General features: G+C 57.6%; 20 protein-coding genes. 17 read left to right on the top strand and 3 right to left on the bottom strand.

What is annotated here, in order from left to right; translation table 11 throughout:
* The first annotated feature begins 79 nt into the window (after positions 1 to 79).
* Positions 80 to 1,762, top strand: coding sequence for an FAD-dependent oxidoreductase (locus H9X81_RS06335; protein WP_204720667.1), 1,683 nt, complete (start codon positions 80 to 82; stop codon positions 1,760 to 1,762).
* A 244-nt stretch (positions 1,763 to 2,006) separates the two neighbouring features.
* Here H9X81_RS06335 and H9X81_RS06340 read toward each other — a convergent pair whose 3' ends face one another.
* Positions 2,007 to 2,774 carry an EFR1 family ferrodoxin gene (locus H9X81_RS06340; RefSeq protein WP_204720669.1) on the bottom strand — a complete coding sequence of 256 codons (768 nt, stop codon included), beginning with the start codon at positions 2,772 to 2,774 and terminating at the stop codon, positions 2,007 to 2,009.
* Between the two features lie 244 nt (positions 2,775 to 3,018).
* Between H9X81_RS06340 and H9X81_RS06345 the strand changes: the two genes are divergently transcribed.
* Positions 3,019 to 3,507, top strand: a complete 489-nt coding sequence (locus H9X81_RS06345; protein ID WP_204720671.1) for a MarR family winged helix-turn-helix transcriptional regulator — start codon at positions 3,019 to 3,021, stop codon at positions 3,505 to 3,507.
* Between the two features lie 44 nt (positions 3,508 to 3,551).
* Here H9X81_RS06345 and H9X81_RS06350 read toward each other — a convergent pair whose 3' ends face one another.
* Complete coding sequence (locus H9X81_RS06350; protein WP_204720673.1) at positions 3,552 to 4,439, bottom strand: LysR family transcriptional regulator; 888 nt, start codon at positions 4,437 to 4,439, stop codon at positions 3,552 to 3,554.
* A gap of 134 nt (positions 4,440 to 4,573) precedes the next feature.
* On the opposite strand from H9X81_RS06350, the gene H9X81_RS06355 reads away from it, so the two are divergent.
* From H9X81_RS06355 to H9X81_RS06370, 4 genes are read left to right on the top strand one after another with little or no spacing between them, the layout of a single operon-like run.
* Positions 4,574 to 5,509 carry a 4Fe-4S binding protein gene (locus H9X81_RS06355; RefSeq protein WP_191392778.1) on the top strand — a complete coding sequence of 312 codons (936 nt, stop codon included), beginning with the start codon at positions 4,574 to 4,576 and terminating at the stop codon, positions 5,507 to 5,509.
* Entirely contained in the window at positions 5,503 to 6,483 is a 981-nt protein-coding gene (locus H9X81_RS06360) for an ABC transporter substrate-binding protein (protein WP_204720675.1), read from the top strand. The genes H9X81_RS06355 and H9X81_RS06360 overlap by 7 nt, the downstream gene beginning before the upstream one ends.
* A complete protein-coding gene (locus H9X81_RS06365) occupies positions 6,476 to 7,483 on the top strand; it encodes a FecCD family ABC transporter permease (RefSeq protein WP_243424048.1) in 1,008 nt (335 codons plus the stop codon). The genes H9X81_RS06360 and H9X81_RS06365 overlap by 8 nt, the downstream gene beginning before the upstream one ends.
* On the top strand, positions 7,476 to 8,240 hold the full coding sequence (locus H9X81_RS06370; protein ID WP_204720679.1) for an ABC transporter ATP-binding protein: 765 nt from the start codon (positions 7,476 to 7,478) through the stop codon (positions 8,238 to 8,240). Before H9X81_RS06365 ends, H9X81_RS06370 begins: the two co-directional genes overlap by 8 nt.
* A 70-nt stretch (positions 8,241 to 8,310) precedes the next feature.
* On the opposite strand, the gene H9X81_RS06375 is transcribed toward H9X81_RS06370, so the two are convergent.
* Complete coding sequence (locus H9X81_RS06375; protein WP_204720681.1) at positions 8,311 to 9,222, bottom strand: hypothetical protein; 912 nt, start codon at positions 9,220 to 9,222, stop codon at positions 8,311 to 8,313.
* 285 nt (positions 9,223 to 9,507) lie between these two features.
* Here H9X81_RS06375 and H9X81_RS06380 point away from each other — a divergent pair, with 285 nt between their 5' ends.
* The 11 genes from H9X81_RS06380 (at position 9,508) to H9X81_RS06430 (ending at position 18,331) form a co-directional block, all read left to right on the top strand.
* Positions 9,508 to 10,062: a DUF3793 family protein gene (locus tag H9X81_RS06380; protein WP_177503622.1), complete on the top strand. Its 555-nt coding sequence runs from the start codon at positions 9,508 to 9,510 to the stop codon at positions 10,060 to 10,062.
* Between the two features lie 33 nt (positions 10,063 to 10,095).
* Positions 10,096 to 10,518, top strand: coding sequence for a flavodoxin (locus H9X81_RS06385; protein WP_204720683.1), 423 nt, complete (start codon positions 10,096 to 10,098; stop codon positions 10,516 to 10,518).
* A gap of 390 nt (positions 10,519 to 10,908) precedes the next feature.
* Entirely contained in the window at positions 10,909 to 11,163 is a 255-nt protein-coding gene (locus H9X81_RS06390) for a hypothetical protein (RefSeq protein WP_204720685.1), read from the top strand.
* Positions 11,164 to 11,590: 427 nt separating this feature from the next.
* Positions 11,591 to 12,475: a GDSL-type esterase/lipase family protein gene (locus tag H9X81_RS06395; RefSeq protein WP_177503628.1), complete on the top strand. Its 885-nt coding sequence runs from the start codon at positions 11,591 to 11,593 to the stop codon at positions 12,473 to 12,475.
* A gap of 41 nt (positions 12,476 to 12,516) precedes the next feature.
* Entirely contained in the window at positions 12,517 to 13,032 is a 516-nt protein-coding gene (locus H9X81_RS06400; protein ID WP_177503630.1) for a DUF4358 domain-containing protein, read from the top strand.
* 26 nt (positions 13,033 to 13,058) lie between these two features.
* The gene (locus tag H9X81_RS06405) at positions 13,059 to 13,406 is read left to right on the top strand and encodes a hypothetical protein (RefSeq protein ID WP_204720687.1); all 348 of its coding nucleotides are present in this window, start codon (positions 13,059 to 13,061) and stop codon (positions 13,404 to 13,406) included.
* Positions 13,407 to 13,730: 324 nt separating this feature from the next.
* Positions 13,731 to 14,306 carry a crossover junction endodeoxyribonuclease RuvC gene (gene ruvC / locus H9X81_RS06410; RefSeq protein ID WP_204720689.1) on the top strand — a complete coding sequence of 192 codons (576 nt, stop codon included), beginning with the start codon at positions 13,731 to 13,733 and terminating at the stop codon, positions 14,304 to 14,306.
* 6 nt (positions 14,307 to 14,312) lie between these two features.
* Positions 14,313 to 14,921, top strand: a complete 609-nt coding sequence (gene ruvA / locus H9X81_RS06415) for a Holliday junction branch migration protein RuvA (RefSeq protein WP_204720692.1) — start codon at positions 14,313 to 14,315, stop codon at positions 14,919 to 14,921.
* Positions 14,922 to 14,964: 43 nt separating this feature from the next.
* Entirely contained in the window at positions 14,965 to 16,020 is a 1,056-nt protein-coding gene (ruvB, locus tag H9X81_RS06420; RefSeq protein ID WP_204720751.1) for a Holliday junction branch migration DNA helicase RuvB, read from the top strand.
* A gap of 88 nt (positions 16,021 to 16,108) precedes the next feature.
* A complete protein-coding gene (gene glmM, locus H9X81_RS06425; protein ID WP_191392766.1) occupies positions 16,109 to 17,455 on the top strand; it encodes a phosphoglucosamine mutase in 1,347 nt (448 codons plus the stop codon).
* Complete coding sequence (locus tag H9X81_RS06430; RefSeq protein ID WP_191392765.1) at positions 17,456 to 18,331, top strand: class I SAM-dependent methyltransferase; 876 nt, start codon at positions 17,456 to 17,458, stop codon at positions 18,329 to 18,331.
* Positions 18,332 to 18,340: the final 9 nt, after the last annotated feature.

Here is an 18,340-nt window from a genome sequence, read left to right on the forward strand (position 1 = left end):
TCCCTGTTTTACAAAGCAAACCTGTGTGTGTTATACTGATAATATCGACAAAAGGCTTTAATAAAAAGGAGGCTTTTCCATGAAAGTTGTAATTGTAGGCGGTGTAGCCGGCGGTGCTTCCGCAGCAGCAAGACTGCGCCGTCTGGATGAATCCGCTGAGATCATTATGTTTGAGCGCGGCGAGTACATCTCGTTTGCCAACTGTGGTCTGCCCTATTATATCGGTGGTGAAATCACTAAGAAATCGGCTCTGACCCTCCAGACTCCCCAGAGCTTCAATGCCCGGTTCAATGTGGATGTCCGGGTCAACAGCGAAGTGACCTCCATTGATCCCAAGGCCAAGACTGTCACAGTCCGCAGCAAGGACCGTGGTGAGTACACCGAAAGCTATGACAAGCTCATTCTTTCTCCTGGTGCTGCTCCCATCCGTCCTCCTATGGAAGGCGCAGACAATGCCCGTGTATTCACTCTGCGCAATATTCCCGATACCATCAAGATCCGTGAGTATGTGGAAGAGGAGTTCCCGGAGAGCGCTGTGGTTGTAGGCGGCGGCTATATCGGCGTGGAAATGGCTGAGAACCTCAAGAATGCCGGTGTGGCTGTAACCATCGTGGAGCTGGCTGACCATGTCATCGCTCCGCTGGATTACGATATGGCCTGCGATGTGCACCGCTACCTCAAGGAGAAGGGCGTGGGCCTGATCCTCAAGAACGGCGTACAGGCCATCAAGGAAGAGGGCGGCAAGCTCAAGCTCACCCTGTCCGATGGCGAGATCGAAACCGATATGGTTATCATGGCAGTGGGTGTCCGTCCGGATACCGCCCTGGCTAAGGATGCCGGTCTGGAACTCAACAAGCGCGGCGCAATCGTTGTCAACGAGCACATGCTCACCAGCGATCCGGATATCTATGCCGTAGGCGACGCTGTGGAAGTAACCGACTTTGTCACCGGCGAAAAGGCTTATATCCCGCTGGCTGGTCCCGCCAACAAGCAGGGCCGTATTGCCGCCGACAACATCTGCGGCATTCCCACTACCTATAAGAATACCCTGGGTTCCGCTGTTCTGAAGATCTTCGACATGACTGTGGCTACCACCGGTGTCAACGAGCGTGCTGCCAAGGCTGCCGGCCTGGACTATGACAAGGTCTACACCTATTCCAACAGCCATGCTTCCTACTATCCGGGCAGCACCGGCATGTCCATCAAGACCCTGTATGAGAAGGGCACCGGCAAGATCCTGGGTGCTCAGATCGTGGGCTTTGACGGTGTGGACAAGCGCTGTGATGTACTGGCAACTGCCATCCGTGCCGGTATGACCGCCAAGGATCTCACCGAGCTGGAACTGTGCTATGCACCGCCCTTCGGCTCTGCCAAGGACCCGGTAAACTTCGTGGGCTATGTCATCGAGAACACCCTGGCTGGCCGTGTGAAGAACTTCTTCTGGGACGATGTGGCAAAGCTGCCCAGAGACGGCAGTGTGACCCTGCTGGATGTCCGCACCGATCTGGAGCGGGAGAACGGTCAGTATATCGAAGGCTTTATCCATATTCCCGTGGACGAGCTGCGTGCCCGTGCCGGTGAACTGGATAAGTCCAAGCCCGTTTACATCCACTGCCGCACCGGTCTGCGCAGCTATGTAGCCTGCTGCATGCTGGCTGGCATGGGCTTCGACTGCTACAACCTGTCGGGCGGCTGGCGTCTGTATGAGTCCATCCTCAGCGAGACCAAGTCTCCTGAGCATGGCTGCTACGACCCCAACTGAGTTCTGGCTATAAGCCGCAGATAGCTGCGGTGCCATACAAGAAAATCCCTGTGTTCCGAATCCATGGGACACAGGGATTTTTTCTGTCTTTGGGAGAGAACCGCCATGGACTGTGCAGGCAGGACATGGGGTTCGGGCGAAAAAAACAGCCAGGGAGCTGCGAGAAGGCAGTTCCCTGGCTGTTTTGGGAAAGGGTGCCGGTTCTCCGAAGAGAATGAACCGGTTGACCTGGTTGGGGATGAAATTACTTTTCGGAGATGTACAGCTTGTTATGCCGCTCTCTGGCAAAGTGCGGCGCCATTTTTTCCTGTGTGGCTTTCACAAGTGCGGGATTAAAATCTCTTGCGTGGGTCGGGCAGACCGAAACACACCGCATGCAGGTGATGCATTTGCTGCCATCTGTTCTGGAGAAGTCCGGTGCGGCGATAGCTCCTGTGGGGCAGACGCCGGCACAGATTCCGCACTGGACACAGTTCTCATTTCCTTCGGGATGGATCTTGATGCCGCCCATTTCGATATACGGACGGTTTCCGGGAACCGAAACGCAGTCAGCCAGCTTTCCCGCTTCATACAATGTCTGGATTTTTCCGGCATACTGGTGCAGATCCGCTGTATCCTGGGCATCGGGGCGGTTCTGGGCATAGATGTGCAGGATCGAGTGCTCAGCAACAGCTTCGATGGCTGCGCCGCAGCGGAATCCGGTTTCGGTCAGCACATCGGTGAGTTCCAGAAGGGCATCATCCACGGCGCGTCCGCCGTAAACCGCAACGGCTACGGCCTGGGCCCCATTGGAAACCAGGGTTTTCAGCCGGGAAACCACCAGCTTGGGTACACGTCCTTCAAAGACGGGAATTCCCACGAAGCACAGGTCGTCCTGCTGGAATGTATAACCCTCTGGTTCAGCAGTGGAGAGATCCATCAGCTTTCGTTCATTTTCCCAGGTATCGGTCAGGATATCCGTTACCTTCTTTGTTCCCCCGGTGGGGCTGAAATACAGTTCATATACCGCCATAATCACTGATTCTCCTTATCGTTTTCTGTGTATGCCGTCCGGCCGCTCCATCAGACAGACCGGGCAATAGATAAGTACTTAAATTGTTAAGCTACTTAACTATATGACTTAATATAATACAAAACCGCCTGTGTGTCAACTGTTATGTGAAACAATGGCTTCCGGACAGACCGGGCGGCAGCTTGACAACCGGAAACAGGCTGTGCTTTAATGGGGATGACCGTAACAGAAGATGGAGAGTTTTATGAAACAGCAAGATTCTGCGCGCTTTCTTACCAATTATGAGATTTCTGATATTCTGCAGCATATTGCCGCTGTTGTGAATTCCAATCCCCAGAAGAATGACTATCTGAACAACGGCGAAACCTATACGGCTGTGGAAGGGCATACAATCGGTTTTATCAAGGACCATCCGGGATGCACTGCCACCGAGATCGCCTGTGAATGGGGCAAAACCACCAGTGCTGTATCACAGCTGCTGAAAAAACTGCGGCATCGGGGAGTGGTCTACGCTCTGCGGGACGAAAAAGATGCCAAACGCTATGCGCTGTATCTGACTGAAAAAGGAGAGGCGGTGGATGCGGCGCACCGGGCTTATGACAGTGAAAAGTATCAGACCATAATTGATCTCCTGCTGGAGCATTACAGCCGGGAAGAGATGGACGCAACTTTCCGCATCATGCGGGACTGGTACCGGCTGAGCATGGAAGACAAGATGAATCACCGGGACTGACTTTGCCCATCGGCACATGCCAGAGGGCTGATGCCGGTGAGCCGTTACCGGTTCCGTTCCGCCTCCTCTGAGAGCAGCTGGAAAAACGTCTGAATGGGTTCGGAGAGGAACTTGTTCCGGTGATAGACCAGATTGAATGTACGGGAGAGCTCCGCATCCTGGATTGGCAGGATGCGGAGTTTTTTTATGGGAAGGGCCTGTTCTGCCAGACGGCGGGAGATCACCGAAAGCCCCTGTCCCCGGGCCACGGCTTCCAGAATCGAATCGGCACTGTGGCAGACCCATTTGGCACGGACATGGATGCCCCGGTGCTCCAGTTCCGCTCCGAACTGTTCCCGGGTGCCGCTGCCCGGTTCCCGCAGCACAAAGGGCTCGCCTTCCAGGTCTGCCATGGTGATCCGAGTCCGGCTGCAGAACGGATGCCCCTCGGCACAGATCAGCACCAGTTCGTCCCGGAGCACCGGGCGGGAGAGAAGATCCGGCTCGGTCACATCGCCTTCCACCAGGCCGAAGTCCAGCTCACTGGAGAGGATCTTTTCCTCGATAACCCGGGTGTTGTCCACCAACACTTCCACGGTGTCCGATGGGTTCTCCGCCTCGAACCGGGCTACCAGCGCAGGCAGTATGCAGCTGCCCACGGTGATGGTGGCGCCCACCCGGAGGGTCCGGTTCCGGGAGGCATAGTGCAGGTCCCGTTCCATCTCCTCAAATAAAGCGGTGATATGCCGGGCATAATCCAGAAGCTGGCGTCCTTCCCGGGTGATGTAGAGCCGTCGGGAAAGCCGCTCAAACAGCCGGATGCCATACTCATTTTCGATTTCGGCGATCACCTGGCTCACAGTGGGCTGGGCAATGTACAGCTCCCGGGCAGCGGCACTCATGCTGCCGGCCTGGGCAACGGCAATGAAGATTTTCAGATGGCGGAAGGTCATGGCAGAACGCTCCTTTGCGATATATAGGCAAAATACTATCGATATAATCCAATATTACTATTTTACCAATAGAACCGCAAGAAGTATAATAGCATTGTTATGGAAAAAACAAAGATAAAAAAGGGGTATTGAATATGGCACTTCAGGAACAGGATATTAAGCGTGTAAAAGGACAGGGCTTCCTGCTCAACCGGGGAACTGAGGAATTCTCCGGACGCATCATCACAGAAAACGGCGTGCTCACAGCGGCACAGATGCGCTGCCTGAGCGAAGCAGCGGAAAAGTACGGCAACGGCAAGATCACTTTCACTTCCCGTCTGACCGTGGAGCTGCCCGGCATCGCCTATGAGAATATCACTCCGTTCATCGAGTTTGTGGGCCAGGAGGGTATGGTTACCGGCGGTACCGGTTCCAAGGTGCGTCCGGTGGTATCCTGCAAGGGTACAACCTGTGTCTTTGGTCTGTATGACACCCAGGAGCTGGCCCGGGAGATCCACGAGCGGTTCTATGTGGCTTATCACGATGTAACCCTGCCGCACAAGTTCAAGATCGCTGTGGGCGGCTGTCCCAACAACTGTGTCAAGCCGGACCTCAACGACCTGGGTATTGTGGGTCAGCGGGTACCTTCTCTCTCGGCTGACAAGTGCCGTGGCTGCGGCAAGTGCGGCGTACAGGAGGCCTGCCCCATGGCAGCCACTGTCCGGGCAGACGGCAAGGTGAGCATTGATCCCACGATCTGCAACAACTGCGGACGCTGTGCCGGCAAGTGCCCCTTCGGCGCTCTGGAAACCGGCGAGACCCTCTACAAGGTCTATGTAGGCGGACGCTGGGGCAAGAAGGTACGCATGGGCAGTCCGCTCCAGAAGCTGTTCACCCGGGAAGAGGTACTGAATGTGGTAGAAAAGGCCATTCTGCTCTTCAAGAGTAAGGGTGAGAGCGGCGAGCGTTTCGGTCAGACTGTGGACCGTCTGGGCGTGGAGAAGGTAGAGAAGATGCTCATTGCGGACAACCTGCTCAAGCGCAAGGAAGAGATTCTGGAGATGGAGACCATCGGAGGCGCAAAATGCTGACAAAACGCATCCTGGCTCTGCTGGCAGCGGGTGTGATGGCCTGTACTGTACTGGCAGGCTGTACTTCCGCCCCGCAGAACGGCACAGAATCCTCCTCCCAGACCGCACAGACTGAGGCCTATTACACCTTCACCGACGCTCTGGGCAAAGAGGTCGTGCTGGAAGCACAGCCCGAGCGTGTGGCAGTGCTGATGGGCTCCTATGCGGAGACCTGGACTCTGGCAGGCGGTATGCCGGTGGGCGTCACCGATGACTATATGACCGAGCGGGGTATGGAAGTCGGCGAGGACACCAAGGTGATCGGCACTGTCAAGGAGCCGAATACCGAGGAACTGCTGGCACTGGACCCGGACTTTGTGATTCTTTCCACCGATGTGGAAAGCCATGTGAATCTGGACAACACCCTGACCCAGGCGGGAATCCCCCATGCTTACTTCAAGGTGGAGGCCTTTGAGGACTATCTTTCCATGCTGAAGATCTGCACCGACATCACCGGACGGGAGGATCTCTATGAGGAAAACGGCCTGAATATCCAGAAGCAGATTGATGAGATCCTTGCCAAGGTGGAGGCAGCCAAGCCGGAAGAGCAGCCCACAGTGCTGTTTATCCGGGCGCTGTCCACCACAGCCAAGGCCAAGGCAGATGACAATATGACCTGTCAGATGCTGGAAGAGCTGGGAACTGACAACATTGCAGCCCGACACCAGTCGCTGCTGGAGGATCTGAGCATGGAGACCATCATCGCCGAGGACCCGGACTATATCTTTGTCACCACCATGGGCGACTCCCAGAAGGCCATTGATGCCCTCAAAGCCGGAATTGAATCCAATCCTGCCTGGGGCAGTCTGTCGGCGGTGCAGAACGGACGCTATCTGATCCTGCCCAAGGATCTGTTCCACTACAAGCCCAATGCAAGATGGGCTGAAAGCTATGAATATCTGGCCCGGATTCTCTATCCGGACCTCTTTGAATAAGGAGCGGGCCGGACGCCGGGAGGCGATCCTGCTGGTGTCCGGTGTGCTGCTCCTGGTTCTGGCAGCCGCCAGCATCTGCATGGGAGCAGTACCGGTGACCCTCCGGGAACTGGCAGAGGCGCTCACCACCGGAGAGACCGCCACCTCCGCAGGCCGGATCATCTGGTTTGTGCGGATGCCCCGGACCCTGGCTGCCATCCTGGCCGGATCGGCGCTGGCAGTGTCCGGCGCTGTGCTCCAGACCGTGCTGAATAACCCGCTGGCAAGCCCGAGCATCATCGGCGTCAATGCCGGTTCAGGGCTGTTTACCATCGCTCTGGCGGCCTTTTTCCCGGGCGCGGTGCGGTATACGCCCGCAGCGGCCTTCCTGGGAGCGCTGTTTGCCGTGTTTGCCGTCTATGGCATCGCCCGGAAAACCGGCGCTTCCCGGATGACCATCGTGCTCTCAGGTGTGGCGGTGTCCAGCTTCCTGAGCGCCTTCACCGATGCCATCCTCACCTTTGTCCCTGATACCCAGATGAACCGCATGGCCTTTCTCATCGGCAGTTTCTCCGGCGTGTCCATGGATCAGGTGCGGTTTGCCGCCGGATATATCCTCTTTGGCGTGGCGGTATCGGTGGTGCTCAGCTATGACATGAATGTCCTGGCGCTGGGAGAGGAAACTGCCGCCTCCCTGGGGCTGCGCACCGGACTCTACCGCATGGTATTTCTGGTGACTGCCGCTCTGCTGGCAGGCAGCGCCGTGAGCTTTTCCGGCCTGATCGGCTTTGTGGGGCTCATTGTTCCCCATGCCGGACGGATGCTGGTGGGACAGGATAACCGGTATCTGATTCCGCTGTGCGTGCTGCTGGGCGGAGCGTTCACACTGGGCTGCGACATCATCGCCCGGGTGCTGTTCGCCCCGTTTGAGCTGCCGGTGGGAATTGTCATGTCCTTCCTGGGCGGGCCCTTCTTCATCTATCTTCTGCTGAGCCGAAAGGGGAGAAAATCGCTTGATTGAACTGCGTCACATCACAGCCGGATATGGCGGCGAGGCAGTGTTGCGGGATTTCTCGGTGCGGTTCTCCCCGGGGAAGATCACCGGTATCCTCGGGCGCAACGGCTGCGGCAAGTCCACGCTGCTCAAAACAGCGGCGGGGCTGCTCCGTCCCATGAGCGGCGAGGTGCTGGTGGACGGACGCCCCCTCGGTGACTATGCCCCCAAGGAGCTGGCAAGACAGATTGCCGTCCTGCCCCAGAGCCGGGAGGTTCCGGCTATTACAGTGGAATCACTGGTGATGCACGGGCGGTTCCCCTATCTGGGATTCCCCCGGAAGCCCCGTCCCGAGGACCGGCAGGCGGTACAGCGTGCCATGGAACAGGCCGGGGTGGAAGCGCTCCGGCAGAAGGCACTCAGCGCCCTGTCCGGCGGTGAGCGGCAGAAGGTATACCTTGCCATGGTGCTGGCTCAGGACACCCCGGTGATCCTCATGGACGAGCCCACCACCTACCTGGACATCAACCACCAGTTTGAACTGCTGCGGCTGATCCGGGGACTGGGCGGACAGGGGAGGACTGTGCTGTGCGTCATGCACGATCTCGGACAGGCGCTGGAGGTCTGCGACGAGATCTGCCTGGTGGAGCGGGGAGCTCTCCTTGCCCACGATACGGCAGCGGCAGTCTTTGATTCCCATGCCATTGACCGGGTGTTCGGCGTCACCTCCGAAGCGGTGACCGACTCCGCGGGTCAGCGGCACTATCTGTTCCGGGAAGCATAGCGGGACAGACAACCAGACAGAAAAAATCCCGGCACGGGAAATGTGCCGGGATTTTTTGCGTTCTGTGGGATTATGCGTTCTGCGAGAGGTCAATGATGAACTGACGCAGCTTGGCAGCCGAGCCTTCAGAAAGTGTGTAGACAATGGTCTGGCCCAGGTCGGAACTGTAAAGATAATAGGTCGAGCCGCCAGGATCAGGGGTCATTGCATATTCACCGTATCCGTGTCCCCAATACTTGACTCCAGAATCGAACTGAATCGTTACATCATAAAGACTGGAGGGAGTATTCGGATTGATGATGGAGTCCACTATTTCTGGTTCTTTGGAGGGTGTGGCAGTGAGATTATGCTTCAGATAGTCCGAGATTTGGGCAATCAGAGCCGGGTCAGAGGTAGTGATCTCTCCCAGATTGCAGCTCATAGTGATCTCAGTGATCTTTGAGGTGGTCATGTGTGTATACCAGTGCAGGTTCTTCTCACTCTGGGCGTTGTAGGCACTCTCCCATACACTGTGGAGCGGCGAGCCCTCTCCCAGCCAGACATAGTGCCGCCCGGCGTCGGTGAAGAGAATGATCGCCCGGGAGCCGGAGTCATCGTTTGCTTCGGCAGCCTCGGTCAGATCGTCCATCACCGGCTCCAGCAGCGTGAGCGGGCAGTCGGCAGTGAAATGGAGGTCATAGTCCAGCGCAGCGGCTTCCAGAACAGTCTCGCCCTGGAAGGTGAGGGTCGGCTGGGCTGCCTGGGACGAGCTGCCGGAATCAGCAGGCGTTTCGGGTACAGAGCCGGGCTCGGCTTCAGAGGGCAGTTCCTCTGCTTCGGAGGAACTCTCCTCCGGTTCGGACGGGAACTCTTCCGGCTGGGAAGAGCTGCTTGCCGATGGGCTGTCCGAGGCGGTCGAGGACGGCTCGGATGAGCAGCCGGCAGCAGCGAGCATCAGCAGTGCCGCCAGAAGAAGCGCGCACAGGCGGCGGGTTAATTTCATGGGAATTCCTCCTTTTCTGCGGGGTTCTGTTACCCACATTATAATACAGGAACTGGAAGCGGACAAGCCGGTATAGGGGATTTTGATGGAAACAGACAGGTTTCACAGGGTTAAAATAGGGAAAAGGACGGATTTATCCCAGTCAAACCCCGGGAAATACCAATCAGAAACCGGTGATTTTCCTGTTGACGAAAGAATACCGGTATGGTATAGTATTATCAAGTTAGTTAAAACTAACTGAACTGAAACAACACCCTTGACCCCCAGGCGGAAGGAGGAAGAACCATGCTGGAACACTATCTGATCGGACACTGTTCCCCCACACTGGCAAACCTGAAAACAGCCAATCTCTTTGGTTACCGGTATGATCGGGCGGAGGAGCTCATTGTTCAGCTGACAGAGCTCCGGCAGCAGCTTCTTCCCCGGGGAGTGGAACTGCGGCTTCTGCAGCTGGGACCGGACCGGGCTCTGATCTATGTCTATCGGATCAGACGGCTGGTACGGGATCTGGCTGACCCGGAGATCCGGCAGTTCCTGGCAGACTGCGGCTATCGGGATTTTTCTGTGGAGGGCGCGCTGGCACATCTGGCGCGGCGCATCATGGAAAAAGGTGGAGAATTCCCGCATGAGATCGGTCTGTTTCTCGGCTATCCGCTGGGGGATGTCAAGGGCTTTATCAAACACAGAGGTCAGAACTGCAAATGCACCGGCTGCTGGAAGGTATACTGTGATGAGCGGGAAGCCAGACGCCAGTTCTGCCGGTTCGAAAAGTGCAGATCCATTTACTGCCGGCTGTACCGGGAGGGAAGAGCTCTTTCCCGGCTGACAGTGGCGGCATGATCTCCTGACACGAAAGTGAGGCTGATTTACACAATGAGCAAAGCTGCGATTGTATATTGGAGCGGCACCGGCAACACCGAACTCATGGCACAGAAAGTGCTGGAAGGAGCCCGGGCTGCCGGAGCGGAAGCACTGATTTTCCAGGCGGCGGATTTTTCTGCCGATAAGATGGACGAATTTGACGCCATTGCATTCGGATGTCCGTCCATGGGCGCCGAACAGCTGGAGGAAAGTGAATTCGAGCCCATGTTCACAGCCTGCCGACCGGGACTGCGGGGCAAGAAGATCGCCCTGTTCGGTTCCTATGGCTGGGGCGACGGGGAATGGATGCGCACCTGGGAAGCCGACTGCCGTGCCGATGGCGCACAGCTGTTGGCAGAGCCGGTGATCTGCAATGAGATCCCCGATGCCGATGCGCAGGAGGCCTGCATCGCCCTGGGACGCGCCCTGGCCTGACGAATTCTCCCTTTGGATGACACGCACAAGTTTCCACAACTTCTTTTTTACCCTTTTGATTTTACGGGCTGGTTCCGGTTTTTACCCGGCTGGGATCAGCAGTCAGAAATTTACCCCTTCTGATTTTTCCATAATGGGCGGACCGGGCCTTACCCTCCCGGCTGCCAACTCCTTTTGATTACCCCTGAAGCCAAAAAAGACCGGATGTATGCCCCGGTCTTTTTTGCCGTTCAGCGAAACATTTCGGGAAGGCATGACCCGGGATTCCTGTCCGGCATGACGGGACAACCGGGCCGGAAAGTGGTATAATAGCTGTAAAAGAGGCTATTATACCTGTTTTAGGCCGGACGATCCGCAGGCCAAACCTGCTGCCCGAAGGAGGACTGAGCGATGAGCTGTATTTCCGATACTGAGAAATTTGCCCGGCGCATGTTTCGGATATGCCTGGTGCTTGCAGCCGGAATGGCACTGATCACTCTGTATTGGTGGATTCTTTGGGACCGGATCTGGCTGTCGCCGGTCGATTCGATCGAGGAGGCACTCTACGGCAGGAATGTCACCGGCATTCCGGCGCAGCTCTGGCTGCTGCCGGGTATTTCACCCGCAAAGCTGGTCAGCCAAACCAGTGCTGACAGCTTTCTGTGAGTCACCCTTGCGTTGGTATCCTGGACCCGGTTCTGGCTGAAAATTACCCAGGGCCGGGAGAGAAAAGGGCGTCCGGATTCCGCCCGCTCTTACAGCCGGGTCGCTTTCTTTACAACTGCGTTTCTGACTGTATTTGATGGGATTGGCCTGGATACAGCGGCGGCACTGCTGCCCATTTTTCTGATTCTTCTGCCTCTGGAGCTTATCTGGCGGCGCTTTTCCTGTACATACGAGCCAATCCGCTCCTGACCCATGGGACCCGCTTTGCGCGGGTCTTTTTTTCTGACAGAAACCGGAAAAAGCCCTGCGTAATTGTAAGTATTTTATAAACATTGACACCCAGCGGCTTGAATGCCTCAAAATATGGTGTATAATATGGGGGTAGCACGAAAATTTCTCTTCCTTTTTCCCGTAAGGAGTTTTTGATATGCCAAATCAGAGAAGATCCCGGCCGGTGCGGCGTTCCAGCGGTTCCGGTGATGTTTTTATCCCTGTGATTATTATTCTGCTGGGAATTACCATTCTGTCCCTGCTCATTGCCTTTGTCTGGCAGAAATGGCAGGATAAGTATGATCCCGATTACCTCTATCCCGATTCCCGGCCCTCCTCGTCCCAGAGTGAATCCTCTTCGGAGGCCTCTGAGCCGTCCTCGTCGGAGGAGAGCTCGTCTGAGCCGGAGTCGTCGGCTGTACAGTTCGGTCAGCCGGTGCCCGAAAGCGAACGGGTGACCAGCGCCTACTTCAATGACGCTGTCTTTATCGGCGACTCGCTCACCACCGGTATCCAGCTCTACAATATCCTGCCGGATACCACCGTGCTGGCGGCAGTGGGTGTCGGCCTGGAGAATATCTATACCCAGGAGGTCATCGGCACCGAGGACAGCAAGCAGACCATTCTGGAAGCCGCAGACGCCCAGCAGCCTGCCAAGATCTATGTGATGCTGGGTATCAACGGTCTGAAGGGACTGGGTGCGGACAAGACTGTGGAACTCTACCGTGATCTGGTACAGCACCTCAAGGAAACCCATCCGGACAGCATTATCTATGTGCAGTCCTTCATGCCCATCAATGAGCAGAAGTTTGAGGCCAACTATGGCTACAACCTCACCAATGCCGAGATTGATGAATGCAATGAAAAGCTGATGGCAATGGCTGGGGAAGAGCAGGTTTACTATGTGGATGTCGCTTCGGCGATCAAGGATGAAACCGGTGGCCTGCCGGCAGAGTTTACCACCGATGGTCTGCACTTCAAGGGTGAATACTACAATAAGTGGATTGATTATCTCAAGGAACACACTGTGCCGGAAACCTGATCTGACGGCACAGCTGCGATAAAGATTGGAGGATATCTACAATGAAGAAACTGATGGCTGCGGTACTTGCCGCAATGATGGTACTGAGCCTTTCCGCCTGTTCGAGTAATTCGGATCAGGGCGAAAGCTCCAGCTCGACTGCTTCCCAGAACAGCAGCTCCAGCTCGCAGGCTTCGGAGGTTACTGCCGACAGCCTGGCTCAGAAGATGGTAGAGGCGACCACCTTCAATGATGAAGTGATCGCAATCAGTGCAGATGTAGTGCCCAACTACTACACCATTCCGGACAGTGTGGAAGACTATGCGGTTTATATGTGTCCCACCGGCGCCACTGTGGAGGAGATCTCGGTGTTCCGCACCAGCGATGCCGCTGCTGTGGAGGAGATGATCCAGACCCATCTGGATGCCCGCAAGACAGAGTATGAATCCTACCGTCCCGATGAAGTGAAGAAGCTGGACGGCGCCGCTGTGGTAAAGAGCGGTGACTATGTGGCAGTCATCATCGCGGATGACACTGCCGCAGCTGAGGCAGCTTTTGAGGCAGAACTGGGCGCATAAGCGGTTTATTTTGGGGGTGACCGGTCATGGCTGTGGAATGCGCCGCTGTGCTGATCATGCTGCTGGCTATGAGCATCGTGATCCGTCAGAAGGGAAACCGGGGCGCTGATCTGGCAATGATCCCGCTCTATTTCATGCCGGCAATCTATCTGGCAGCGGGCTTTGCGGCCCGGTATCTGCCGGCAGATGGCCCGATCCAGCCGGTTCCGTTCCGGATCGTCTGCTATCTGGTGGCCCTGCTGGCCTCCGGCATCGTAATGGGTGTACTGGGACTGGCTGTCCGCCGCCGTCGGACCCGACAGATGTATTTTGTCCTTGCCGGCGGGTTCAACCTGGTTCTGGCTGTGATCTTCACACTGGAACTTCTGGTATAGCTTCGCATTAAAAACTCCGGGGAGTTCTCCCGGAGTTTTTTCTGTTTTGCTGCAAAATAAGTGGAAAAAATCCACCGCTTTCGGCGGATCCGGCAGTGGGGAAGGGCAGTGGGAACCAGGCTTCGGGGCGGCTCGGTCAAACTGCCAAAAACAGCCCGGCACCCCGCGGAAAAACTGACAGCCTCCATCCGCGCCGGACCGGCAGACAGACGGGTTTTTGTTGTCCTTTGGGGGAGTTTGTGATATACTTAAACAGATATCGTGGAGCGGTCTGCGCTTTTTTCGACCGGACAATTTTCCGCTCCATGAACAGGGAGTTTTTCTATGATCATTCTGGGCATTGACCCCGGTTATGCCATTGTGGGCTATGGCGTGGTCAGCTATGACAACCGAACCTTTACGCCCATCACCTATGGGGCTGTGACCACCGAAGCCGGCCTGGATGCGGATCTGCGTCTGGAACAGGTCTACGATAGGATCAGCGCCGTCATCGACCGGTATCAGCCCGATGCCATTGCCATTGAGCAGCTCTTCTTCACCAACAACAAGACCACCGGTATCATGGTGGCCCAGGCCCGGGGTGTGATCCTGCTGGCTGCCCGGAAAAAGGGCGTGCCCACCTATGAATACACCCCCATGCAGGTCAAGCAGTCGGTGGTGGGCTATGGCAAGGCCGTCAAGAAGCAGGTCATGGAGATGACCCGCATTCTGCTGCGGCTGGAGAAGATCCCCAAGCCGGACGATGCTGCCGATGCCCTGGCGATTGCCATCTGTCACGGACATTCGGCGGGCTCCTATATGGGACGCAGCCGTCTGGAGGAGGCCATTGCCCGCAGTGAGGCACGGGATGCCCGGCGGATGGCGGAAATCGAACGGAGAAAGCTGGAACAGAGAGGATAAAAGGCTATGTATTATTCACTCAGAGGAACACTCATTGCCGCGGACGGACGCTCGGCGGCAGTGGAATGCGGCGGCGTGGGGTATCTGTGCACCGTGTCAGCCCAGACCTATTCCCAGCTCCCCGAGCCCGGGGAGGAAGTACTGCTCTATACCCATCTCTCGGTCCGGGAGGACGCCATGGAGCTCTATGGCTTCTCCACCCAGGTGGAGCGCAGCTGCTTCCGGATGCTCACCCAGGTCAGCGGCGTGGGCGCCAAGGTGGCGATTGCCATCCTCTCGTCCCTGACCGCCGATCAGGTGGCCTTTGCCATCATGGCAGGGGATTCCAAGGCGCTCACCGCTGCTCCGGGCGTGGGTCCCAAGCTGGCCCAGCGCATCGTGCTGGAGCTCAAGGATAAGTTCGGCAAGGGCACAGCCGAGTTCTCTGCCGGATCGCTGTCGGCTTCGGCGCCGGCAGTCATGGGCAAGGGCAACCGGGGCGAGGCAGTGGCAGCCCTGGCAGCCCTGGGTTACAGTCAGGCTGAGGCGGCATCCGCTCTTTCGGACTGCGCCGATACCATGAGCGTTGAGGATATGATCCGGGCAGGGCTCAGGAAGCTCTCCCGGAATCTGTGACCGGCAGTACAGCTGAGGAGGCGGGAATTTGGACAGATTTGACATGGATTTTGAAAACCGCATTGTCACTCCGGAATATACCGGCGCCGATGCGGAGACAGAATTTTCCCTGCGTCCCAGGACGCTGGCGGAATACATCGGTCAGGACAAGGCCAAGGAGAACCTGAGCATCTATATCGAGGCTGCCAAAATGCGGGGCGAGAACCTCGACCATGTGCTGCTCTATGGCCCTCCCGGACTGGGCAAGACCACCCTTTCCACCATCATTGCCAACGAGATGAATGTGAATATCCGGGTCACCTCCGGCCCGGCCATTGAAAAACAGGGCGATCTGGCTGCTTTGCTTACTAATCTGAGCGAGAACGACATACTCTTTATTGATGAGATCCACCGCCTCAACCGCAGCGTGGAGGAGGTGCTCTATCCGGCGATGGAGGACTTTGCCCTGGATATCATCATCGGCAAGGGACCTTCGGCACGGTCGATCCGCATCGACCTGCCCAAGTTCACGCTGGTGGGCGCCACCACCCGGGCCGGACAGCTCACCGCCCCGCTCCGGGACCGCTTCGGCGTGATCCTGCGCCTGGAGCTCTACACCGTGGAGCAGCTCACCGAGATCGTCACCCGCAGCGCCGGGATTCTGGGTATCGAATGTGAAGCCGAGGGCGCTGTGGAGATCGCGCGGCGCAGCCGGGGCACGCCCCGAATCGCCAACCGCCTGCTCAAGCGGGTGCGGGATTTTGCCCAGGTGCTGGGCAACGGTGTCATCACCCGGGAAATCACCGATGAGGCGCTGCGCCGGCAGGAGATCGACCAGCTGGGGCTGGATGCCATCGACCGCCGGATGCTCACCACCATTATCCGCAATTACGGCGGCGGTCCGGTGGGTCTGGAAACCCTGGCGGCAGCCATCGGCGAGGAATCGGTGACACTGGAAGATGTCTATGAGCCGTATCTGATGCAGATCGGCTTCCTCTCCCGGACTCCCCGGGGACGGTGTGCCACTCCGCTGGCCTATGAGCATCTGGGACTGACGCCGAACGGGCGTCCCCAGCCGGCACCGGAGGCAGATCAGCTCAGCCTGCTGGAGGACGAGTAAGGCGCATCCGCATTTTGTGAGGCAGGAAAGCTCCTCACCGGCCTGTGACGCACAGGCCACAGAACGAATTTTGGAAGGAACGATTGGTATGGGCAGAATTTTCGGGACAGACGGAATCCGGGGCGTAGCCGGTGTGGATATGACACCGGAACTGGCACTGGATCTGGGCCGTGCGGCGGCAACGGTTGTCAAGGAGCGGGGCAATACCCACCCGCATTTTCTCATCGGGCGGGACACCCGGATCTCCGGCGGCATGCTGGAAAGCGCCATTGCGGCAGGACTCTGCTCGGTGGGCGCTGATGTGACCCTGCTGGGCGTGATCACCACACCGGGCGTGGCCTATCTGGCCCGGAAATATCAGGCGGACGGAGCCTTTGTCATCTCCGCCAGCCACAATCCCTATGAGTACAACGGCATCAAGCTCTTTGATGCCGAGGGCTATAAATTCCCCGACAGCTATGAGGAGGAGATCGAGGAACTGATCCTGGACGACCTGCGGATGTATGCGCTGGTGGACGGACAGGACTTCGGACGCATCCGGGTGGACAACGATGCCAGAACCGACTATGTGGAGTATCTGGCCTCCACTGCCCCGGCACGGGCCGAGGGCATCCGGGTGCTGGTGGACTGTGCCAACGGCGCAGCCAGCACCACCGCCAGGGAGCTGTTCACAGCCATCGGGGCGGACTTCACCATCATCAACGACACCCCCGACGGCATCAACATCAATGTGGACTGCGGCAGCACCCACATTGAACAGCTCTGTCCCCGGGTGGTGGAAGGCGGCTATGACCTGGGCATCGCTTTTGACGGTGACGCCGACCGCATCATCGCCGTGGACGAACGGGGCGAAGTGGTGGACGGCGATATGCTGCTGGCAGTATTCGCCTGCTATCTCATCAGCCAGGATAAGCTGGCCCAGCGCACCGTGGTGGGCACAGTGATGAGCAACATCGGCCTGCTCAAGTTCGGCGAGATGAGCGATGTACATATCGAAACCACCAAGGTGGGCGACCGCTATGTGCTGGAACGGATGCGGGAACAGGGTTACAACCTGGGCGGCGAGCAGTCGGGACACATCACCTTCCTGGATTATATGCCCACCGGCGATGCCCAGCTCTGCGCGGTACAGCTTCTGGGCATCATGGCAAAGACCGGCCTGAAGCTGTCGGAACTGGCGGCGGTGATGAAGAAATATCCCCAGGTGCTGGTGAATGTCAAGGCCAGCCAGCAGGTCAAGGACTTCCTGCCGGAGAACCGTCCGGTGCAGGAGCTGATCGCCGAGTGCGAAGCCCAGCTGGGCAGCCGGGGACGGGTGCTGGTGCGTCCGTCGGGGACCGAGCCGCTGATCCGGGTCATGCTCGAAGGCGAGGACCTGGATGAGATCACCGGCATGGCACAGAGGATTGCGGAAAAGATCGAGGAGAGTTTGTAAATGAGAGCAGCAGAACACTGGAAAGACTTTGAGGTGCTGGACACCTCCGGCGGGGAAAAGCTGGAGCGCTGGGGCAATGTGATCCTGGCCCGGCCCGACCCGCAGATCATCTGGAACACCCCGAAGGGGGATTCCTGGAAGAAGATCAATGCCCGGTACCTCCGTTCCCGGAGCGGCGGCGGAAGCTGGGAAGTGCGCAATATGCCTGCCGGCAGCTGGACCATCGGCTACCGGGAGCTGACCTTCAAGATCCAGCCCACCGGCTTCAAGCACACCGGGCTTTTCCCGGAGCAGGCGGTGAACTGGGACTTCATGGCGGAGAAGATCCGGGCTGCCCGGAAAAAGGACCCCAACCGGGAGATCAAGGTGCTCAATCTCTTTGCCTATACCGGCGGCGCCACCATTGCCTGCAGTGCGGCAGGCGCATCGGTCTGCCATGTGGACGCCTCCAAGGGCATGGTGGCCTGGGCCCGGGAAAACGCAGCCCTGTCCGGCCTGGAGAACCGTCCCATCCGGTGGATCGTGGACGACTGCCTGAAGTTTATCCGCCGGGAGATCCGCCGGGGCAACCGGTATGACGGCATCATCATGGACCCGCCCTCCTATGGACGGGGCCCGGGCGGTGAGGTCTGGCAGCTGGAGGAGCAGGTTTATACACTGGTGGAGGAAGCTGCCAAGCTGCTCTATGAGGACAGCCTCTTCTTCCTGCTCAACTCCTATACCACCGGACTTTCGGCTTCGGTGATGGAATATATTCTGGGTGTAGTGATCCGGGACCGCATCGGCGGACAGGTTTCGTCGGATGAGATCGGTCTGCCGGTGAAGAGCACCGGTTATGTATTGCCCTGCGGCAGTACAGCCATCTGGCAGCGCTGACAGGCTGCG

Origin of the sequence: Hydrogenoanaerobacterium saccharovorans (assembly GCF_016901815.1) — a bacterium.
GTDB lineage: Bacteria > Bacillota > Clostridia > Oscillospirales > Ruminococcaceae > Avimicrobium > Avimicrobium caecorum.

Excerpts from the sequence above, each read along its gene's own strand:
- H9X81_RS06360 (WP_204720675.1), top strand. The coding sequence starts at position 5,503 with ATGCTGACAAAACGCATCCTGGCTCTGCTGGCAGCGGGTGTGATGGCC.
- H9X81_RS06380 (WP_177503622.1), top strand. The coding sequence starts at position 9,508 with ATGCTGGAACACTATCTGATCGGACACTGTTCCCCCACACTGGCAAAC.
- H9X81_RS06340 (WP_204720669.1), bottom strand. The coding sequence starts at position 2,774 with ATGGCGGTATATGAACTGTATTTCAGCCCCACCGGGGGAACAAAGAAG.
- H9X81_RS06390 (WP_204720685.1), top strand. The coding sequence starts at position 10,909 with ATGAGCTGTATTTCCGATACTGAGAAATTTGCCCGGCGCATGTTTCGG.
- H9X81_RS06385 (WP_204720683.1), top strand. The coding sequence starts at position 10,096 with ATGAGCAAAGCTGCGATTGTATATTGGAGCGGCACCGGCAACACCGAA.
- glmM (WP_191392766.1), top strand. The coding sequence starts at position 16,109 with ATGGGCAGAATTTTCGGGACAGACGGAATCCGGGGCGTAGCCGGTGTG.
- H9X81_RS06350 (WP_204720673.1), bottom strand. The coding sequence starts at position 4,439 with ATGACCTTCCGCCATCTGAAAATCTTCATTGCCGTTGCCCAGGCCGGC.
- H9X81_RS06400 (WP_177503630.1), top strand. The coding sequence starts at position 12,517 with ATGAAGAAACTGATGGCTGCGGTACTTGCCGCAATGATGGTACTGAGC.
- ruvA (WP_204720692.1), top strand. The coding sequence starts at position 14,313 with ATGTATTATTCACTCAGAGGAACACTCATTGCCGCGGACGGACGCTCG.
- H9X81_RS06405 (WP_204720687.1), top strand. The coding sequence starts at position 13,059 with ATGGCTGTGGAATGCGCCGCTGTGCTGATCATGCTGCTGGCTATGAGC.
- H9X81_RS06335 (WP_204720667.1), top strand. The coding sequence starts at position 80 with ATGAAAGTTGTAATTGTAGGCGGTGTAGCCGGCGGTGCTTCCGCAGCA.
- H9X81_RS06395 (WP_177503628.1), top strand. The coding sequence starts at position 11,591 with ATGCCAAATCAGAGAAGATCCCGGCCGGTGCGGCGTTCCAGCGGTTCC.
- H9X81_RS06345 (WP_204720671.1), top strand. The coding sequence starts at position 3,019 with ATGAAACAGCAAGATTCTGCGCGCTTTCTTACCAATTATGAGATTTCT.
- H9X81_RS06430 (WP_191392765.1), top strand. The coding sequence starts at position 17,456 with ATGAGAGCAGCAGAACACTGGAAAGACTTTGAGGTGCTGGACACCTCC.
- H9X81_RS06375 (WP_204720681.1), bottom strand. The coding sequence starts at position 9,222 with ATGAAATTAACCCGCCGCCTGTGCGCGCTTCTTCTGGCGGCACTGCTG.
- H9X81_RS06355 (WP_191392778.1), top strand. The coding sequence starts at position 4,574 with ATGGCACTTCAGGAACAGGATATTAAGCGTGTAAAAGGACAGGGCTTC.
- ruvC (WP_204720689.1), top strand. The coding sequence starts at position 13,731 with ATGATCATTCTGGGCATTGACCCCGGTTATGCCATTGTGGGCTATGGC.
- ruvB (WP_204720751.1), top strand. The coding sequence starts at position 14,965 with ATGGATTTTGAAAACCGCATTGTCACTCCGGAATATACCGGCGCCGAT.